This is a genomic window from Shewanella sp. 3_MG-2023 (assembly GCF_030548765.1).
In the GTDB taxonomy this organism is placed as follows: Bacteria; Pseudomonadota; Gammaproteobacteria; order Enterobacterales; family Shewanellaceae; genus Shewanella.
Window position 1 is genome coordinate 15,554 of record NZ_JAUOSH010000045.1, and the last position, 17,823, is coordinate 33,376.

The window sequence follows — 17,823 nt, forward strand, 5'->3', positions numbered from 1 at the left end:
CTTCGCATTATTTGCCAGAAAGTTCTAAGTTGCTTGCTCTTTCAGCCCAGCAACCTGAACCATCAGGAATTAATTCTATAATTTCAATGTATTGCGGTGTGACTTCAGCTATTTTGCCATGGTAAAGTCCAAGATACTCACCGACACCTAAGCGATAAACATTGGTATCTGATGATTCAACTAAGGCCCAAACTGTGCCATCTTCACTTAACGTACCGCGCATTTTTAAATTATCTATAGCATACGTTTCTAAGCGCCCTTTACGACGTTTCAAATCTGGCTGTAAACAATCTCTACTTGTGTCAATCACTTCCTCTGTGAGCTCTCGAGAAGGTGGAACAAAAGGACTTCGCATAAGCTCTGCTTGATAGGCAAAATGCTCAAACTTAGGTGTTTCTTTTAACGGAGGAATGCGAGCAACATGCTGGGATTTAGTCGTTGTTACAAACAACTCCAAATCACTTCTGTCACCAATACAACCTGTTAGCAATAGCATGATGAGTAATAAGGGTAAGAGTTTCATTATTTCTTCCCCTTCTTATTCGCAGGTACTTTCGCACCTTCTTTAAATCGATAGGTTTTAGCTAAAATATCCATCGATAGACTACCTGAATCATCACGCTTAATGACAAAGTCATGCAAGCTGACAATCCGCGGCAATTTTGCGACACCGCTTACCATGCTGCCTAATTTATGATAATCACCTACAACTGACATTTTTATCGGGAATTCTAAGTAGAAATCACGCTCAATTTCAGTATCCCAATCTAAGCTATTAATTCGCAGTCCAGCATCTGTTGCTACGAATGTGGTGTCATCCAGTAAACCTGGCATTTCATTTTCAGATGGTAACATTTTTAAAAGTTCTGCAAACTGAGCTTCCATTACCACAAGTTGCTCACGATACAGTTTTAAGTTTGCCGCCAAACGATATTTAGTTTGAAAGTCTTCTTTTAGGGTTATTTCTTTTCTTTCTTCAGCATTAAGGACATCTATCGCATCGGAAATAAATAAATAATAACTGGCGCCAAGTACACAGATAGATAAAAAAGCAGCAAATACAATTTTAACTAATGCAGGCCAAGCGCCAATATTTTCAAAATCAATATCATTAAACTGCTCTAAGTCAAGATTCATTGCTGACCTCCTTGGCTTGAGCCAGTACTGATTTGGTCATCAAAAATAGTCACTCTTAATCTAAACTTTTGCAATTGTCGTAAGTTTTCATTATGACTAACAATTGACTGCATGCTTGGATCATTGAGGTATTGAGATGTTTTAACTTTTCTCATCATATTCGCGACGTTATTATTAGATTCACTGCGACCTTCAATCCACAACAAGCTACCTTTCTTTTCAATACTGGAAAGATAAATTCCTGGCGGCACAATTCTAACTAGTTCATCTAATACATGTGTTGGCAAATTACGAGATTGCTGCAGGTCTAGAATAATTTTAGTGCGACGTTCAATATCATCTTTACGCGCTTTAATTTTTCTAATTTCGGCAATTTGCGAGTCTAATAATGATATTTCAGACTGTAAGTATGAATTTCTAGCACGTTGATCGTCGATAACGACTTCAATAAAACTCAATGCCAGAAATACAATTAAACAGGTCATTAAAAACACTAACGCTAATATGCCAATAAAGTCTCGTTTGTGTTTTTCTCTGGCCTCTTCACGCCAAGGTAGTAAGTTTATGTTCGCCATTGAGCGTAACTCCTAAGCGCTAAACCACATGCAACCATATATTTACTGATACTAGGTTCTATTTGGTTTTTAATATCATCATCAGCATGTAAACAACCTTGAAAAGGGTTAGCAACAATTGAATGCACCCCTAAGTCATTAGCCAATAACGTTGTCATACCTTCAAGTTTTGCAGTGCCACCACTTAAGACAATATAGTCAACTTTATCTTTGCCGTTGGCAGTGCAGTAAATTTGTAAGGTACGTTTTATTTGTTGTAATAATTGGGTTTGAAATGGAGATAACACCTCAAACATATAATTGCGTGGTAAATCACCTGTGACTTTAGCATTTTCAGCTTCATCGTAAGACATACCGTAAAACGATAGAATTGATTGGGTAAATAACTCACCGCCAAATGCTTGCTCACGAATAAATGTCGTTTCGCCATTTTCTACAACCGCAAATGTCGTCATATTGGCGCCAACATCCACTAGCACAACAGATTTTTCATTGGCCCCTTCAGGAAGTTGAGCCAGAATAAGTTCTGCTGAACGCCCTAAAGCATAAGCTTCAACGTCAACCACTTTGGTATCAAGCTCAATTGCATCAAGTGAATCCATTCTTGAATCAATGTTGTCAGTACGGCAAGCACTTAATAACACATCTACCTTTGTTGGGTCGGTAGTGTTGGGATTAAGAGTTTCAAAGTCGATACTCACTTCATCAAGTGAATAAGGGATAAGATTATCTGCTTCAATTTCAATTTGCGCTTCCATTTCTTCTTCATTTAATGAAGCGTCCATGTAAATCACTTTTGTCATCACAGCAGAACCAGAAACAGACACTGCGGCAGATTTAATACCTTTCGGTAGTCCACGCTTTATGTGCCTTAATGATTCAATAACAGCTTCAGAATCACGAATTTCATGATCAACTACAGCTCCTTTTCGTAAAGGAGCTGATATATAATTTTGAATTTTATATCCATCAGCAGTCTTACCCAGCAATATGGCCTTTATTTCATGGGATCCAATATCGATCCCCACCATTTGCGGAGCTTGACGCTTCCAAAATTTAGAAAGCATATTCCATCATCGCATTTATTATTTTATATTTTAAAATAGATTAGCACAAAATCAACTCGTTATAAGTATTTGTATAAAATGTTTCTACATTTTACAACTAGTTTTTTTTTGTTTTCATGTTTTTACTTCACCAAAAACCCTCCCGCTTATATACTAGAAGCCATATTGTCGAACTTTGGATTATTTTGGTGAAGTGGTTTAAACGAATACTTATTGCTATTTTTAGCTTAACTTTATTGGGCGTCGGCACCATTGTCGCTGCTTATTTCTACGTTTTACCAGAATTACCGGATGTAAACTCGCTTAAAACGGTCAAACTACAGACACCTTTAAGAATTTATAGTCAAGATGGTTTATTAATTTCTCAATTTGGTGAAAAACGACGAGTACCGGTTGAATATGAAGATGTGCCTCAGCAATTAATTAATGCGGTATTAGATACCGAGGATGCACGTTTCTTTGAACACCAGGGTATCGATCCTATTGGTATTATTCGCGCAGCCGTTATTTTGGTTACTACAGGCAAAAAAAGCCAAGGCGCCAGCACCATTACTCAGCAAGTGGCTCGAGGCTTTTTCTTATCCCGTGAAAAAACCTATATTCGTAAAACGAAAGAAATTTTTCTTGCGCTAAAAATTGAAAAAGCATTATCTAAAGAAGAAATCCTCACATTATATTTAAACCGCTCATTTTTAGGTAACCGTGCCTATGGTGTCGGCGCTGCAGCTCAAGTGTATTATGGCAAAGATTTAGCCCAACTTTCTCTGCCAGAAATGGCCATGATTGCCGGCTTACCCCAAGCGCCTTCTGCAGCTAATCCAATTCGTAATCCGAATCGTGCCATGACACGCCGTAACTGGGTTTTAGGCCGCATGTTGGAAAAACGCAATATCACCGAGACACAATACCAAGAAGCCATAAATGCCCCTATAACCGCGAAATATCATGGCGCAGAAATAGATCTATATGCACCTTACGTTTCTGAAATGGCACGTGATTATATGGTAAATAAGTATGGTGAAGAAGACGCCTATACTAATGGTTATAACGTTTACACTACCATTTCTTCAGATCTGCAATTAAAAGCTCAAAGCGCCCTACGCGATAATGTGTTTGCTTATGATCAGCGTCATGGCTACCGTGGAGCAATTAGCACCTTGTGGACAGATACACCTCTGGCCACCAGCGACATTATAGAAAACCTTAAAACGACCTCTGCAGTACAAGGTATTATTCCAGCAGCTGTCATGTCGGTTAGTGAGCAACAAGCAACTTTACTGAATACTAAAGGTGAAGAAGTTGTCATCCAGTGGAATGGCCTGAAATGGGCTCGCAAATTTATTAACGATCGCCGTCAAGGTAAGCCACCTAAAACAGCAGCGGATATTTTAACTGTCGGTGAAAAGGTATGGATTAGAGATAATGGCGAGTTTTGGCAATTATCTCAAATTCCACAGGTTTCAAGTGCAACGGTTTCATTAGAACCAAGCGATGGCGCTATTCGCACTTTGGTGGGCGGTTTTAGCTTTAGTCAAAGCCAGTATAACCGTGTTACCCAGGCCAAGCGTCAATTAGGCTCTAATATCAAACCGTTTATTTATGCTGCCGCGCTTGAAAAAGACTACACCCTTGCAACATTAATCAATAATGCGCCGATTAATAAGCCCGATACTCGTCAAGGTACGGCATGGCGACCAAAAAATTCACCTGACATTTATGGCGGTCCAACACGTTTACGCATTGGCTTAGCTCAGTCTATCAACGTAATGTCCGTTCGTACCATGCGTCATATTGGCTTAGATAACACCATAGATACCTTAGTTGACTTTGGATTTGACCCTGCTGATTTACCACGAAATGAATCTGTCGCTTTAGGGTCCCCTTCAGTAACACCACTGCAAGTCGCCACCGCCTTTAATGTCTTTACTAATGGCGGCTATTTAGTTGAACCTTATTATATTAGTAAGGTTACTGACTCATATGACAATGTCATTGAAAAAGCGTCGCCTGCACTGGCCTGCACCCCAGATGTCAACGAGGTTGATGATGCGACTAATAAGACAACCAACAGCATTGATGACCCTTTTGCAGCAATGGCTAATGAGTTTGTTAGCTCACAGCAAGCGCCAGTTGAAACTGAAAACAGCTTAGACAATACACTTGCTAGTGCTGAGACTAGTTCTAATATTAGTGATACTGGTATTGCTGCTTGTGGAGATGAAAACGCGCGCTACGCTCCTAGGATCATTTCTGAGCAAACCGCCTTCTTAATTACTGAAGCCCTCAAAAGTGTAATCTGGGGTGGCGGCAATTGGAGTAAAGGCACAGGCTGGAATGGTACCGCTTGGCGAGCATCACGCTTGATAAAGCGTCGTGACATTGCAGGTAAAACCGGTACCACCAATGAATCCCGCGATACTTGGTTTAGTGGCTTTAACCCCACTCTCACCTCGACATTCTGGGTTGGTTTTGACGATCACAGCCGTAAACTAGGCAGAACCAGCTGGGTTGCCGATGGTCCTGAAAATCAAATATCAGGGGCTGAAGCTGGGGCAAAAACAGCAGGGCCTGGTTGGAATGATTTTATGAACCAAGCGCTCACTGGTACCGAAGAAGTTGCGAGCATTCCACCTAAAGGGATTATTTCGGCGCGTATTGACTTAGCTAGTGGCAAATTAACCCGTAAAACAGATTACACCACTTCATTTGAATATTTTATCGAAGGCACTGAGCCGACTGAATATGCCACAGAAGAAGTTATCGAAGATGATCTGTTTATAGAGAATCCGGCAGATGATTTATTTCAGTAAATAAATCCACCAGCAGTTATTTTTAAAAATTAGTCTGGTGTTAATGCATTAAAAAGTCCGCAATGATTAATCACTGCGGACTTTTCATTTAAGCCTAAAAGAAACAAATATAAACTAATAAGGCTTACATATTGTTTAGCTATTAGCTTGTTTCTGCGCTAATGCATATTTTACTTGCGCTAACGAGGTACCGCCTAAAGCTTCACGTTTTGCTAAGCATGACTCAATCGTTAAGCACTCATAAACATCATCACTGATAATTGGACTAAATTGCTGTAGCTCTGAAATAACAAAATCTTCTAATGGAGTTTGTTTGGCAATGGCAGCCACGACCACCTCACCAACAACATGGTGCGCTTCTCTAAATGGCATACCTTTAGCGACCAGATAATCTGCAAGCTCGGTAGAATTAGCATAACCTTGCTGAGCTGCTACTAAAGTTCTTTCACGGTTAACTTGCAAGCCACTTAATACTAATGCTGCCATTTCAAGACAAATAGACCAGCTATCCATGACATCAAATAAGCCTTCTTTGTCTTCTTGCATATCTTTGTTATAAGCCAGTGGCAATGCTTTCATGGTAGTAAGAATACCCATTAAGCTGCCATAGACACGGCCCGTTTTGCCTCGAATTAACTCTAAGGCGTCAGGGTTTTTCTTTTGTGGCATTAAAGATGAACCAGATGTCACTTCGTCATCAAGCTCAATAAAACCTGCTTCACCACTGTTAAAGAAAATTAAATCTTCAGCCATACGGCTTAAATGCATCATGCTTATTGAAGCGTCGCTACATAACTCAATCACATGATCGCGATCTGACACAGAGTCCAAGCTATTTAATGTTGGCGCTGAAAAACCTAATGATTTAGCAATCTGATGTCTATCCATTGGATAAGCAGTACCCGCTAGAGCACCAGTGCCTAATGGACAAGTATCAGCACGCTTTAGTGCATCTTCTAAACGGCTAATGTCACGTTCAAACATTTCTACGTAAGCTAAACACCAATGGCCAAATAAGACTGGCTGAGCTCTTTGCAGATGGGTATAGCCAGGCATCACAGCATCAATTTCACGCTCAGCAAGCTTAACAAGTTCAGCAGAGAGCTTTTTCAGTAATGTAAGTGAGTGCTGACCTTCTTTTTTACACCATAGTTTTAAATCTGTGGCTACTTGGTCATTACGCGAACGCCCTGTATGCAGCTTTTTACCTAGGTCGCCTACTTTGGCAATTAAAGACTGCTCCACAAAACTGTGAATATCTTCTGCGCCAGAAGCAATAATCAATTCTGGTTTGTCAGCAACTTCGCTAAGTAGCTCATTTAGCGCACCATGCAATTGCTCACATTCTGCTTGGGTTAAAATGCCCACTGAAGTGATTGCTGAAGCCCATGCAATTGAGCCAATAATATCTTCTTCAATTAAACGATAATCTACTGGTAATGAGTCATTAAATAATTTAAATAATGCACTGCTTTCTTGACTGAATCTTCCGCCCCATAACGCCATGTCGATACCCTCTTTTAACTTATTCTATAAAAACGGGGCTATATGAGCCCCGTATCAATCTTAAATAACAGGAAATTACTTGGTATTTAATGCTCTAATACGGCTTGATAAAGAGTAAAGGCGGATAAAGCCTGCTGCATCTTTTTGGTCATAAACATTGTCGTCACCAAAGGTCGCGAACTCTTCTGAATATAAGCTGTTTGGAGAGCGCTTTTTCACCACACTTGCTTGGCCTTTATAAAGTTTGACGACCACTTCGCCGTTAACTAATTCAGCTAAAGATTCTGACGCGGCAATCAATGAATTACACAATGGCGTAAACCAACGTCCATCATATACAAGATGAGCCATTTGTGCGCCGACTTGCTCACGCCACTCACGGCTTGTTTTATCGAGCACTAGCTCTTCGATTGCGCGTAGGCCTGCAAACATCACTGTTCCACCAGGGGTTTCATAACAGCCACGAGACTTCATGCCCACTAAACGGTTTTCGGTAATGTCGATACGACCAACACCGTGTGCTGCAGCTAATTCATTTAGCTTCATTAGTGCGTCATATGGAGATAGCGCAACATCATCAACATGAGTAACACGACCATTGGCGATGGTTAGCCCAACATACTCAGGGGTATTTGGGGCATCTTCTGGTGCCACTGTCATGGTCCATACTTCTTTGCTTGGCTCATTCCACGGATCTTCTAACTCACCGCCTTCGTGAGAGATATGCCATGCGTTGGCATCACGGCTATAAATCTTAGTCGCTGATGCTGTAGTTTCGATGTTTCTTTCAGCAAGGTAATCAAGCAAATCTTCACGGCTGACCATTGACCATTCACGCCAAGGCGCAATAACGGTTAACTCTGGTGCAAGTGCGGCAAAACAACCCTCGAAACGTACTTGGTCATTACCTTTACCGGTACAACCATGACATACCGCATCAGCGCCAACTTTACGGGCGACTTCTACTTGCGCCTTAGCAATAATTGGACGCGCCATTGAGGTACCCAGTAAGTACGTACCTTCATAGATAGCACCTGTGGCAATAGTCGGATAAATATAATCAGCCACCAGCTCTTCTTTTAAATCGACGATATAACACTCTGAAGCACCTGATGCGATGGCTTTTTCATATAAACCTTCAAGTTCTTCTGCACCTTGACCAACATCAGCACAAAAGGCGACAATTTCACAATTATCATAGGTTTCTTTTAGCCATGGGATAATCGCTGAGGTGTCTAATCCACCCGAGTAAGCTAATACGACTTTTTTAATATTTGGTTGTGCTGCAATTGACATGGTAATTCCTAACGTAAATTTGTTTTATAAAAGCTCGCTAACGCCAGCTGATGAAAATATGATTTATTAACCTAACAAAGTAACCAATACGGCGTTTTGTGCATGCATTCTGTTTTCTGCTTGCTGGAGGATAAGTGAACCTTCACCATCCACTACTTCTGCTGTTGCTTCAACTTCACGGTAAGCTGGCAAACAATGCATAAAGTAATTGGCACCTACCTTATTCATTAATTCACTATTAACTTGATAAGGCTTAAATTTCGCTTCAATTTCTGCCATTGAAGTATTGTCGCCCATTGAGATCCACGTATCTGTGTATATGGCATCTTGCGGGCCCATTTCACTCACATCCGAGGTCAAGATAAGCTTGCCACCATACTTGGCAGCCAAAGCTTGTACTTCACAGACAATATTGCCGTCAGGGAAGTGGCCTGGCGGGCAAACTACAGTCATGGTCGCACCTAAGATAGCAGCGCCATACATCAAAGAGTGTGTCACATTGTTACCATCACCTAGGTAAGCTAATTTCACTTTACTTACATCATCAAACTTCTCTGATAAGGTCAAAAAGTCTGCTAAGCCTTGGCAAGGGTGGTACAAATTACATAGCGCATTAATCACCGGAACTGACGCATGTTCAGCAAGACCTGCAATAGTTGTATGCGAAAAAGTTCTTGCTACAATCGCATCTGCCCAGCACGAAATGTTAGTCGCAAAATCAGATACTGGCTCACGTTTGCCTAATGCACCATTTTGTTGATCAAGATAAACTGAATGACCACCTAGCTTGTTAATACCGATATCAAAACTTACTCGAGTACGCAGTGATGGCTTTTCAAATAACATCACCACACTTTTGCCTGCCAGCGCTTGATTATAATCAGCTGGGTTTGCTTTAATTTTTTTCGCCAAAGCCAGTAAGTCTAATAGCTGGGTTTGCGACAAGTCTTTAAGTGATAATAAGTGTTCCATTAGCTTTGCTCCTAAGGCTGAATTTGAGTGCCAACGGATTGTCCGTTAGTTAATGCTATTAATTGTTGGGGTTGTTTCCATGAGGCGACCTGTACGGCTTTGCCCATCCATTGAGCGACCTCTAATGCCGCTTCAACTTTTACTTTCATGCCTTTTTCAATCACACCTTGCTCCACAAGCGAGCTAATTTGTTGTTGATCTAATTGGGCAATTAACTCACCTTTAGCATCAAGTACACCGGGTACGTCTGACAATAACACCAGCTGACCGGCAACGAGTTTAGCTAATGCGGTAGCGGCTTGATCGGCATTGACATTCAGCATATCGCCCGCTGGTGAAATCGCGATTGAACTGCAAATAGGTAACCAGTTTTGCGACAATAAATAAGTTAAATAACTCGGATCATTCGGTGATACTTCCCCCACCAAACCTAACTTTTCATGTTTAATTTTGGCATTGACGATATTGCCATCAGCCAAGCTCATGCCCACACTGACGATGCCAGCTTTAATTGCCGCGGCCTGTAAAATTTTATTCGATGTGCCTGCCAAAGCGCCAACAACAATCGGGATCTGATCAGCAGGGGTAACACGCAGGCCCTCAAGCTTAATCGTTTGCTTGCCATTAGCTTCGAGCTGTTCATCGACCAAGCAACCACCGCCGTGAACAAAAATCACTTTCTGCCCTTGCTGCATCATTTCAGCAACTACTGACATCAACTCTGCCATGCCAGGCTCTGATTGCAACAGCGCGCCACCCACTTTAAGTACGATAACAGGGTTGGTATTAGACATAATCAAGGCTCCTGTTATAGACCGAAGTGAATATTAATGCACTGCAGACCTTGGCTTGCAGCGCCTTTCATTAAATTATCAATGGCGCTAGCGACCACTAGGTAATTGCTTTGCGGGTCAAACTTCCAGCCCACGATACAATTGGGTGTTAGCACCACATCATCGACTTTAGGGAATTGGTTATGCTTTACGCTCACCAGTGGCGAGTCATCATATACGCCATAAGCTTTAGCAATGTCAGCTTCTGTAGTACCCGCTTTAAGTTGCACAGTAATGGTGGCTAAAATTCCACGCTTAAAATTACCTAAATGCGGGGTAAAGATAACTTCTTGACCCAGCTGGGTGGCGATTTCTGGTTGATGTCTATGCCCTAATACACCATAGGGCGTTAAGCTGACTTCACAAAAACTGGTATGCAATTGGGCTTTTCTGCCTGCACCGGTCACACCACTGACTGCGTTAATTACAGGGTAAGCATCAGTTAACAATGGTTTTAATGGTTTTAGCGCTGTGAGTGATGCAGTTGGATAACAACCTGGCACAGCAATCATTTTGCTATTAGCAATGGCTTGCGCGTTCCATTCTGCTAGGCCGTAAACCGCATCAGCAAGCACTGCTGCTTGAGTATGTTCAAAACCATACCATTTAGGATATTGAGCGGTATCAGCAAACCGATATGCGCCACTTAAATCAAATACAGCTAAACCTTGGTTATAAAAGAATGCGGCCAATTCCAAACTAACTGAATGCTCTGTTGCTAATACAACAGCGTCAGCTTGATCAACGATGGCTTGTTTAGCCTCAGCCGATAACGGTGACAGAGGAATTTGAATGTGTTGATAACTCGGGTATAGATCTGCTAATAACCGGCCTTTATCTAGACTGTTTTCAGAAACATATAAGCCTTGGATCGATAGTGACGCTTGCGCATCAATAAGAGCGGTGATTTGTGCTCCGGTATAACCACTAGCACCAATTATTGCGATTTTTTTCATTATGTTGTCATCTTTAAGTCAGTAAACTATTAATTTTTATTTGAAATATGAGCAGGGTGCTCGAGATTAAAACTATCGTCGAGAATAGTTTACTTTGGGATCTGTTACAGTGAATTGAATCGCAATTACATACATATCTATAGTTCTTAAATATTTATCAAGTTATGGTGAATTCCTTAGCTGTTTGCTAGACTAACACAAAACATTACTTATGCAATAATTATGAATGATTATTTATTTAAATATTTATAAAAGGCCCTTATGAACTCACTACCAGAATTAAAAGATGCTTTTAAACAGTTGATTGCACTACCTTCAATCAGTGCCTTAGAAGTAGAACAAGATATGAGTAACCATGCAGTTATTGCACTGCTACAGTCTTGGTTTAGCGACATGGGGTTTGACTGCACAATTAGTACTGTCGCTGATAGCAGAGGTAAACAAAACCTTGTCGCCACCATTGGTTCTGGCAAAGGCGGCTTGTTATTAGCTGGCCACACCGATACCGTTCCCTTTGATGAAGGTCGTTGGAGCCAAAGTCCATTTGAATTAACTGAGAAAGACAATCGCTGGTATGGCCTAGGTACCTGCGATATGAAAGGCTTTTTTGCCCTAATCATGGAAGCGTTAAAAGACATCCCATTAACTGAGTTAAAGCGTCCATTACATATTTTTGCCAGTGCCGATGAAGAAACCACCATGAATGGCGCTAAAGCCTTTGCTGAATCAACATCTATAGCACCAGATTATGCCATTATCGGCGAGCCAACCAGCTTAAAGCCGGTGTATATGCATAAAGGCCATTTAGCCCAAGGTATTCGCGTTATTGGTCGCAGTGGTCATTCATCAGATCCTGCACGTGGGCTTAATGCCATCGAGATAATGCATCAAGTCACAGGTCAGTTAATAAAGCTCAAGCAACACTTAAGTGAAAACTACCGAGAAGATGCCTTTAGCGTGCCCTACCCAACCATGAACTTTGGCCATATTCACGGCGGCGATGCAGCCAACCGTATTTGTGGCTGCTGCGACTTACACCTTGATATTCGCCCACTGCCCGGTATTGAATTAGCTGATTTAGAGTTAATGGTCATTAACTACCTTGCTGAAATTAATAAGCAATATCCAGGCAGTATTGAAGTACGCACCTTATACCCAGGCTCTGAGTCATTTGCAGGAAAAGCTGATAGTTATTGGACCAAGCTGGTTACTGAGCTTGCTAATAGCCAAGCTGAAGTGGTCAATTACGCCACTGAAGCGCCTTATATAAATCAATTAGGCTGTCAAACATTAGTACTTGGCCCCGGGAGTATCAATCAGGCCCATCAGCCCGATGAATATATTGGCCTTGAATATTTAACCCCAACGGTTGAGCTCATTAAAAAACTGATTTATCAAGCTTGTATTAAATAACAACAAGCAGATTAATGGCTTTTGAATTTATCTCATCAGCCATTGACCAAGCAGTTGTCGCTCGCTATTGTGCTAAAGCTTATGGAAAAATTGTCACCGCTTATTAAGTAACTTATGGAGTAATTATGGCAGATCAAACCGCCGATATGTATGCATCCTTGCGTTCTAATGTCAGCAACTTAGGACAAATTTTAGGTGATACTATGCGCGATCATCTTGGTGAAGGTTTTCTCGAAAAGGTCGAGCAAATCCGCATTTTGGCTAAAGAATCCCGCCAAGGAAATGCAGAATCACGCCAACAGATGCTCACTTTACTCAACTCGCTTCCTGATGAAGAATTAGTTCCTTTTGCCAAAGCCTTCAATCAATTCCTTAATTTGGCGAATATCGCGGAGCAATTCCATACCATTAGCCGTAATTGTGATGAGCTTGTATGTACACCGGATCCAGTAGAGCAGCTACTTGGACGAATGCTTAACAGCAGCTCCAATGAGCAAGAGGTTATCCAGTGTCTTGAAAACCTCGATATCGATTTAGTACTCACAGCACATCCCACCGAGATTTCACGTCGCACCCTCATTCAAAAATACTCCGCGGTGGTCGATTGTCTGACAGAGCAAGAAAATCAGCAACTAACTGAGCGAGAAATAGGCCAATCTCATTTACGCTTACGCCAGCTCATCGCACAAATATGGCATACCAATGAAATTCGTCATGACAGGCCAACCCCTGTTGATGAAGCTCGCTGGGGACTTAGCACAATTGAAACATCACTATGGCAAGCTGTACCCGACTTCTTACGCCAGCTCAATGATCATGTACAAGCTAAAACGGGCAAACAAATTTCCACAGACATATGCCCAGTACGTTTTTCTAGCTGGATGGGCGGAGATAGAGACGGTAATCCATTTGTTACCTCAGTCGTCACGGAAGAAGTATTACTACGAAACCGCCATGCTGCCGCACGCTTATACCTCAAAGATATCGTTAAGCTGATTAATGAATTATCCATGGAAGATGCCAGTGAAGAACTGATGGCATTAACCAATAACAGTAAAGAGCCCTACCGTGATGTGCTGCGTGATCTACGTAACAAATTACGTAATACCATCGACTACTTAAATATCCGCCTTGAAGGTCATCAAGTCGATATGAAACCTGATGAAACTATTTGGGAACTTGAAGACTTAAAGCTACCACTAGAGCTGCTATACCGTAGTTTAACCTCATCAGGTATGCGGCTTATTGCCAACGGATTATTGTTAGATATTCTTCGCCGTATGTCCTGTTTCGGTATCCATATGCTCAGGTTGGATATCCGCCAAGATGCTGAACGTCACAGCGACGTCATTGCCGAGCTAACACGCTACTTAGGCCTAGGTGACTATGATCACTGGGATGAAAACGAAAAGCAGGCGTTTTTATTACGTGAACTAACAGGTCGCAGACCGCTTATTCCAAGCACGTGGCAACCAACGGCTGACGTACAAGAAGTGCTTAACACCTGTAAACTGGTTGCAAGCCAGCCTGCGACAGCACTGGGTTCATATGTTATTTCAATGGCAAGTAAGCCATCAGATGTATTAGCGGTGCTGTTATTACTTAAAGAAAGTGGCTGCCAGCATCCAATGCGCGTAGTGCCATTGTTTGAAACATTAAGTGATTTAACCACAGCAGCTGATTGCATGACTCAACTGCTTAATATTGACTGGTATCGCGGTTACACCAAAGGCATGCAAGAGGTGATGATCGGCTATTCAGATTCAGCCAAAGATGCCGGCGTAATTGCTGCTGCATGGGCGCAATATCATGCCCAAGAGCAATTAGTAGCAGTATGTAAGAAAGCAGATGTAAAACTGATGCTGTTCCATGGTCGTGGTGGCTCCATTGGCCGAGGCGGCGGACCAGCTCATAAAGCAATTTTATCGCAACCACCGGGTTCTGTTGATGGTCGAATTCGTGTCACCGAACAAGGGGAGATGATCCGCTTTAAATTTGGCCTACCTAAAGTGGCCGTTCAAAGCTTGGCTTTATATACTTCAGCAGTTATGGAGGCAACCTTACTGCCGCCACCTGAGCCTAAACAGCAATGGCGTGACTGTATGCAGCGCTTAGCAGATGATTCAGTTAAAGCCTATCGCGGCATCGTCCGTGAAGAGCCTGATTTTGTGGCTTACTTTCGCGCAGCGACACCTGAAGTTGAACTAGGTAAACTGCCATTAGGGAGTCGCCCAGCAAAACGTCGTGTCGATGGCGGCATTGAGAGTTTACGCGCAATCCCATGGATATTTGCATGGTCTCAAAACCGCCTAATGCTACCAGCATGGTTAGGTGCAGGCGAAGCACTACAAGCCGCGTCACAACGAGGTGAAGCTGATTTACTCATAGAAATGGAGCAACAATGGCCATTCTTTGAGACCCGTGTTTCAATGCTTGAAATGGTATACATGAAAGCGGAGCCAAACCTTGCTAGTTATTACGATAGCTGCCTTGTTCCTGATGAATTAAAACATTTGGGCATAAAGCTGCGCGCCAGCCTACAATTAGGTATTGATGAGGTATTGTCATTAACCCAATCAGAAGAGTTAATGGCGCATACACCTTGGAACCGCGAGTCTGTTAAGTTACGTAACCCGTATATTGACCCGCTCAATTTTTTACAAGCTGAATTGCTCGCTCGTACCCGTAATGAAGATCAAGCATCTAAACAAGTAGAACTTGCACTGATGTTAACCATTGCTGGCGTCGCAGCAGGAATGAGAAACACTGGCTAATGCGCATACTTAAATGTGGTTTAGGTTTACTAATGCTATTACTGACTGGTTGCGCCACTCAGTACAGCATTAGTGAGTCTGAAGTTGAAGATTACCTAAATAACGAGATGCATTATGAAGTCTCCCAAGGTAACCAAGTTTTTGGGCTTCAACTTAAACTCAATGATATGGAAGTAGAATTGGGCCACAAGCCCAATACTATTGCGGTCACAGCCCAAACAAGAATGGCCGTTAAAAACCCTTTTAAATCTATAGAAGCGGATCTTGTGACAACATTTGAGGCTGAGCCTTGGTATGACGTTGAAACCAAAAGCATCTATTTAAAGAAGTTAGATTTGGTTGAGGTTAAATCAACCCCCGCAGATATTGAAAAAATGCTTTCATCAATCACACCACAGCTAATGATGTTTCTTAGTACTTTTCTAGCATCGCAACCTGTCTACGTGCTGGATGAAAATGATGCTAATCAAGCACTAATGGCCTCAATCACCAAAGAGATTGAAGTGCAAAAAGGCAAGATTGTCATTAAGTTTTAAACCTTAATTATGCAACTGAAACAAAAAAAGTAGCAATAAATATTGCTACTTTTTTTATATAAAGACAATAAGCTCAATTACTTATCAAAACGTTTTATTGATGGGTAATCAACAATAATCGCTTCATCTAATAATGCTCTGCGTAACATGTCATAGGCAACTGCAGCGCTTAAACTGCGCACCAAACTTCGTGAGCGGCTGGAAACTTTAATCATCTGACTATATACCGCATTTTTAGTCGCCAGCGCAATGGCCACTGTCCCAACAGGTTTTTCCTCTGAACCTCCATCAGGTCCAGCTATGCCACTAGTAGATAAGGCGTAATCACTATCTAAAATCTCTCTAGCGCCTTTAGCCATAGCCTCAACAGTTTGAATAGAAACCGCGCCGTGATCATCCAAAACCTGTGGATTAACCCCCAGTACTTTGACTTTCGATTCATTGCTATAGGTCACTAAGCCATGATGTAAATAAGATGAGCTGCCTGCAAAATCAATTAACTGGCTCGTTACTAAACCGCCAGTACAAGACTCTGCAACACTTAAACTAAAACCAGATTGATATAAACGTTGATGAATTTCTGCAGCAAGTGTGGGCTTATCATCAGCGACCACTGCAGTACCGAGAATCGCTTTGACTTCTTGGGTAACGCTTGAGAGTTGTCTAATTGCTTCATCGCCACGAGCAAATATTTTAATCTCAATATGTGGCATAGAAGAGCGGTAACCTAAGGTGACACCATCAGGCAAAGTTAAATCCGCTAGGCTATCAGCTAAAGAAGACTCCCCATGACCTATGGTAAGCAGTTTTTTTAGCGCAGTGTTTTCACTAGCTTTAAATTCAGCCTTAATAAAAGGAATAAACTGCTCGGTGATCATGTGCTTTAATTCAAAAGGAACACCGGGAGTAAAAAATAACCATGCTTTATTTAACTTAACTCTAAAACCACATGCTGTTCCAACAGGATTATCAATCATTACTGCAGACTCAGGTAACCAAGCCTGTTTAAGGTTACTCTTGGCCATCACACGGTTGTTACGCGAAAACCATTCAATTAATTTCTCTCGCCATTCAACATTCTCAACTAAAGGCTCCCCCTTAGCTAACGCCATCGCTTCTGCTGACATATCATCACTGGTTGGCCCTAAACCGCCGTTAATAATAATCACATCGGCATGATGGCTTCTATCAATAAATGCTTGAACAAGATCATCTAAGCGATCACCAACTGTAATACGGTGCTGCATTTCAATACCTAACTCCATCATGGTATTAGCAACCCAGGCAGCATTAGTATCTATAATCTGGCCAGATAGTACTTCTTCGCCAGTACAAATCATCTCTAGTTTCATCATTATCCCTAAAAAGCCTGTCTTGAAAAGAAACAACAAGCAAGATTAAATCCGCAAAATAACCTACAAGATAGCTTACCATCATGATAGCTGCATTACGTTACTGCTATTTAATACTGCAATAGGTTGTTTTAAGTTCAACTTGTGCACTCAACAGGTTCTTAAGTGAATTATTAATTGTAAGCAGCGCTATAATCACAAACACAATAAAGCCTGACTCTTAAGTAATAGGCTAATTATTCTATCTAGAAAAATTAGGCCATTGACTTAAACTTGGTTCTACATTGGCTTATTGCCCACATTTATATTCAGAAAAATATGGTTAAATACTTCAATTATCGGAACTTGTTGATATTTATATCCTAAAAACGAAAAAACCTGACACGGTGAGTCAGGCTTTATCGACTCTCTTACGAGAGATATTAAGCGCTTGGCGATGTTCAGCTGCGGATAAATCCTTCGCGTTCCATGTCTGTATAAAACCTTGCTTTATAATCAAAGACATTACACCCTACTTTTACATGGGCATTCGTCCACACTCACCGCTCACGCTGATATGTTGCAGCTAATAACTCAAATTATCAGCATTAGGTATT

The 17,823-nt window shown here is 41.6% G+C and carries 14 protein-coding genes; 4 read left to right on the forward strand and 10 right to left on the reverse strand.

What is annotated here, in order from left to right; translation table 11 throughout:
• Window positions 1-7: 7 nt before the first annotated feature.
• The 4 genes from Q4591_RS18595 to Q4591_RS18610 are packed head-to-tail and all read right to left on the reverse strand — an operon-like array spanning window position 8 to window position 2,779.
• Window positions 8-523: a pilus assembly protein PilP gene (locus tag Q4591_RS18595; protein ID WP_102440340.1), complete on the reverse strand. Its 516-nt coding sequence runs from the start codon at window positions 521-523 to the stop codon at window positions 8-10.
• Window positions 523-1,137: a type 4a pilus biogenesis protein PilO gene (locus Q4591_RS18600; RefSeq protein WP_076541990.1), complete on the reverse strand. Its 615-nt coding sequence runs from the start codon at window positions 1,135-1,137 to the stop codon at window positions 523-525. Before Q4591_RS18600 ends, Q4591_RS18595 begins: the two co-directional genes overlap by 1 nt.
• On the reverse strand, window positions 1,134-1,712 hold the full coding sequence (locus Q4591_RS18605) for a PilN domain-containing protein (protein WP_102440341.1): 579 nt from the start codon (window positions 1,710-1,712) through the stop codon (window positions 1,134-1,136). The genes Q4591_RS18600 and Q4591_RS18605 overlap by 4 nt, the downstream gene beginning before the upstream one ends.
• Entirely contained in the window at window positions 1,700-2,779 is a 1,080-nt protein-coding gene (locus tag Q4591_RS18610) for a pilus assembly protein PilM (RefSeq protein WP_102440342.1), read from the reverse strand. Before Q4591_RS18610 ends, Q4591_RS18605 begins: the two co-directional genes overlap by 13 nt.
• Window positions 2,780-2,967: 188 nt before the next feature.
• Between Q4591_RS18610 and Q4591_RS18615 the strand changes: the two genes are divergently transcribed.
• The gene (locus Q4591_RS18615) at window positions 2,968-5,589 is read left to right on the forward strand and encodes a penicillin-binding protein 1A (RefSeq protein ID WP_198590418.1); all 2,622 of its coding nucleotides are present in this window, start codon (window positions 2,968-2,970) and stop codon (window positions 5,587-5,589) included.
• Window positions 5,590-5,724: 135 nt separating this feature from the next.
• On the opposite strand, the gene argH is transcribed toward Q4591_RS18615, so the two are convergent.
• The 5 genes from argH to argC form a co-directional block, all read right to left on the reverse strand.
• Window positions 5,725-7,095, reverse strand: a complete 1,371-nt coding sequence (gene argH, locus Q4591_RS18620) for an argininosuccinate lyase (protein WP_303462372.1) — start codon at window positions 7,093-7,095, stop codon at window positions 5,725-5,727.
• Window positions 7,096-7,170: 75 nt separating this feature from the next.
• Window positions 7,171-8,391: an argininosuccinate synthase gene (locus Q4591_RS18625; protein ID WP_102440345.1), complete on the reverse strand. Its 1,221-nt coding sequence runs from the start codon at window positions 8,389-8,391 to the stop codon at window positions 7,171-7,173.
• A gap of 66 nt (window positions 8,392-8,457) precedes the next feature.
• Complete coding sequence (locus Q4591_RS18630; protein ID WP_303462373.1) at window positions 8,458-9,363, reverse strand: ornithine carbamoyltransferase; 906 nt, start codon at window positions 9,361-9,363, stop codon at window positions 8,458-8,460.
• A gap of 11 nt (window positions 9,364-9,374) precedes the next feature.
• A complete protein-coding gene (gene argB, locus Q4591_RS18635) occupies window positions 9,375-10,157 on the reverse strand; it encodes an acetylglutamate kinase (RefSeq protein ID WP_102440346.1) in 783 nt (260 codons plus the stop codon).
• A gap of 14 nt (window positions 10,158-10,171) precedes the next feature.
• Window positions 10,172-11,152, reverse strand: coding sequence for an N-acetyl-gamma-glutamyl-phosphate reductase (gene argC, locus Q4591_RS18640; RefSeq protein ID WP_102475813.1), 981 nt, complete (start codon window positions 11,150-11,152; stop codon window positions 10,172-10,174).
• 261 nt (window positions 11,153-11,413) lie between these two features.
• On the opposite strand from argC, the gene argE reads away from it, so the two are divergent.
• The 3 genes from argE to Q4591_RS18655 all read left to right on the forward strand — a co-directional run bounded on the left by argE (window position 11,414) and on the right by Q4591_RS18655 (window position 15,875).
• Window positions 11,414-12,565 (forward strand): acetylornithine deacetylase, encoded by a 1,152-nt coding sequence (argE, locus tag Q4591_RS18645; RefSeq protein WP_102440348.1) that lies wholly within the window; start codon window positions 11,414-11,416, stop codon window positions 12,563-12,565.
• 125 nt (window positions 12,566-12,690) lie between these two features.
• Window positions 12,691-15,339 (forward strand): phosphoenolpyruvate carboxylase, encoded by a 2,649-nt coding sequence (gene ppc, locus Q4591_RS18650; RefSeq protein ID WP_303462375.1) that lies wholly within the window; start codon window positions 12,691-12,693, stop codon window positions 15,337-15,339.
• Entirely contained in the window at window positions 15,339-15,875 is a 537-nt protein-coding gene (locus Q4591_RS18655) for a DUF1439 domain-containing protein (protein WP_102440350.1), read from the forward strand. The genes ppc and Q4591_RS18655 overlap by 1 nt, the downstream gene beginning before the upstream one ends.
• A gap of 77 nt (window positions 15,876-15,952) precedes the next feature.
• On the opposite strand, the gene Q4591_RS18660 is transcribed toward Q4591_RS18655, so the two are convergent.
• Window positions 15,953-17,227: a CinA family nicotinamide mononucleotide deamidase-related protein gene (locus tag Q4591_RS18660; RefSeq protein ID WP_102440351.1), complete on the reverse strand. Its 1,275-nt coding sequence runs from the start codon at window positions 17,225-17,227 to the stop codon at window positions 15,953-15,955.
• Between the last annotated feature and the right edge of the window lie 596 nt (window positions 17,228-17,823).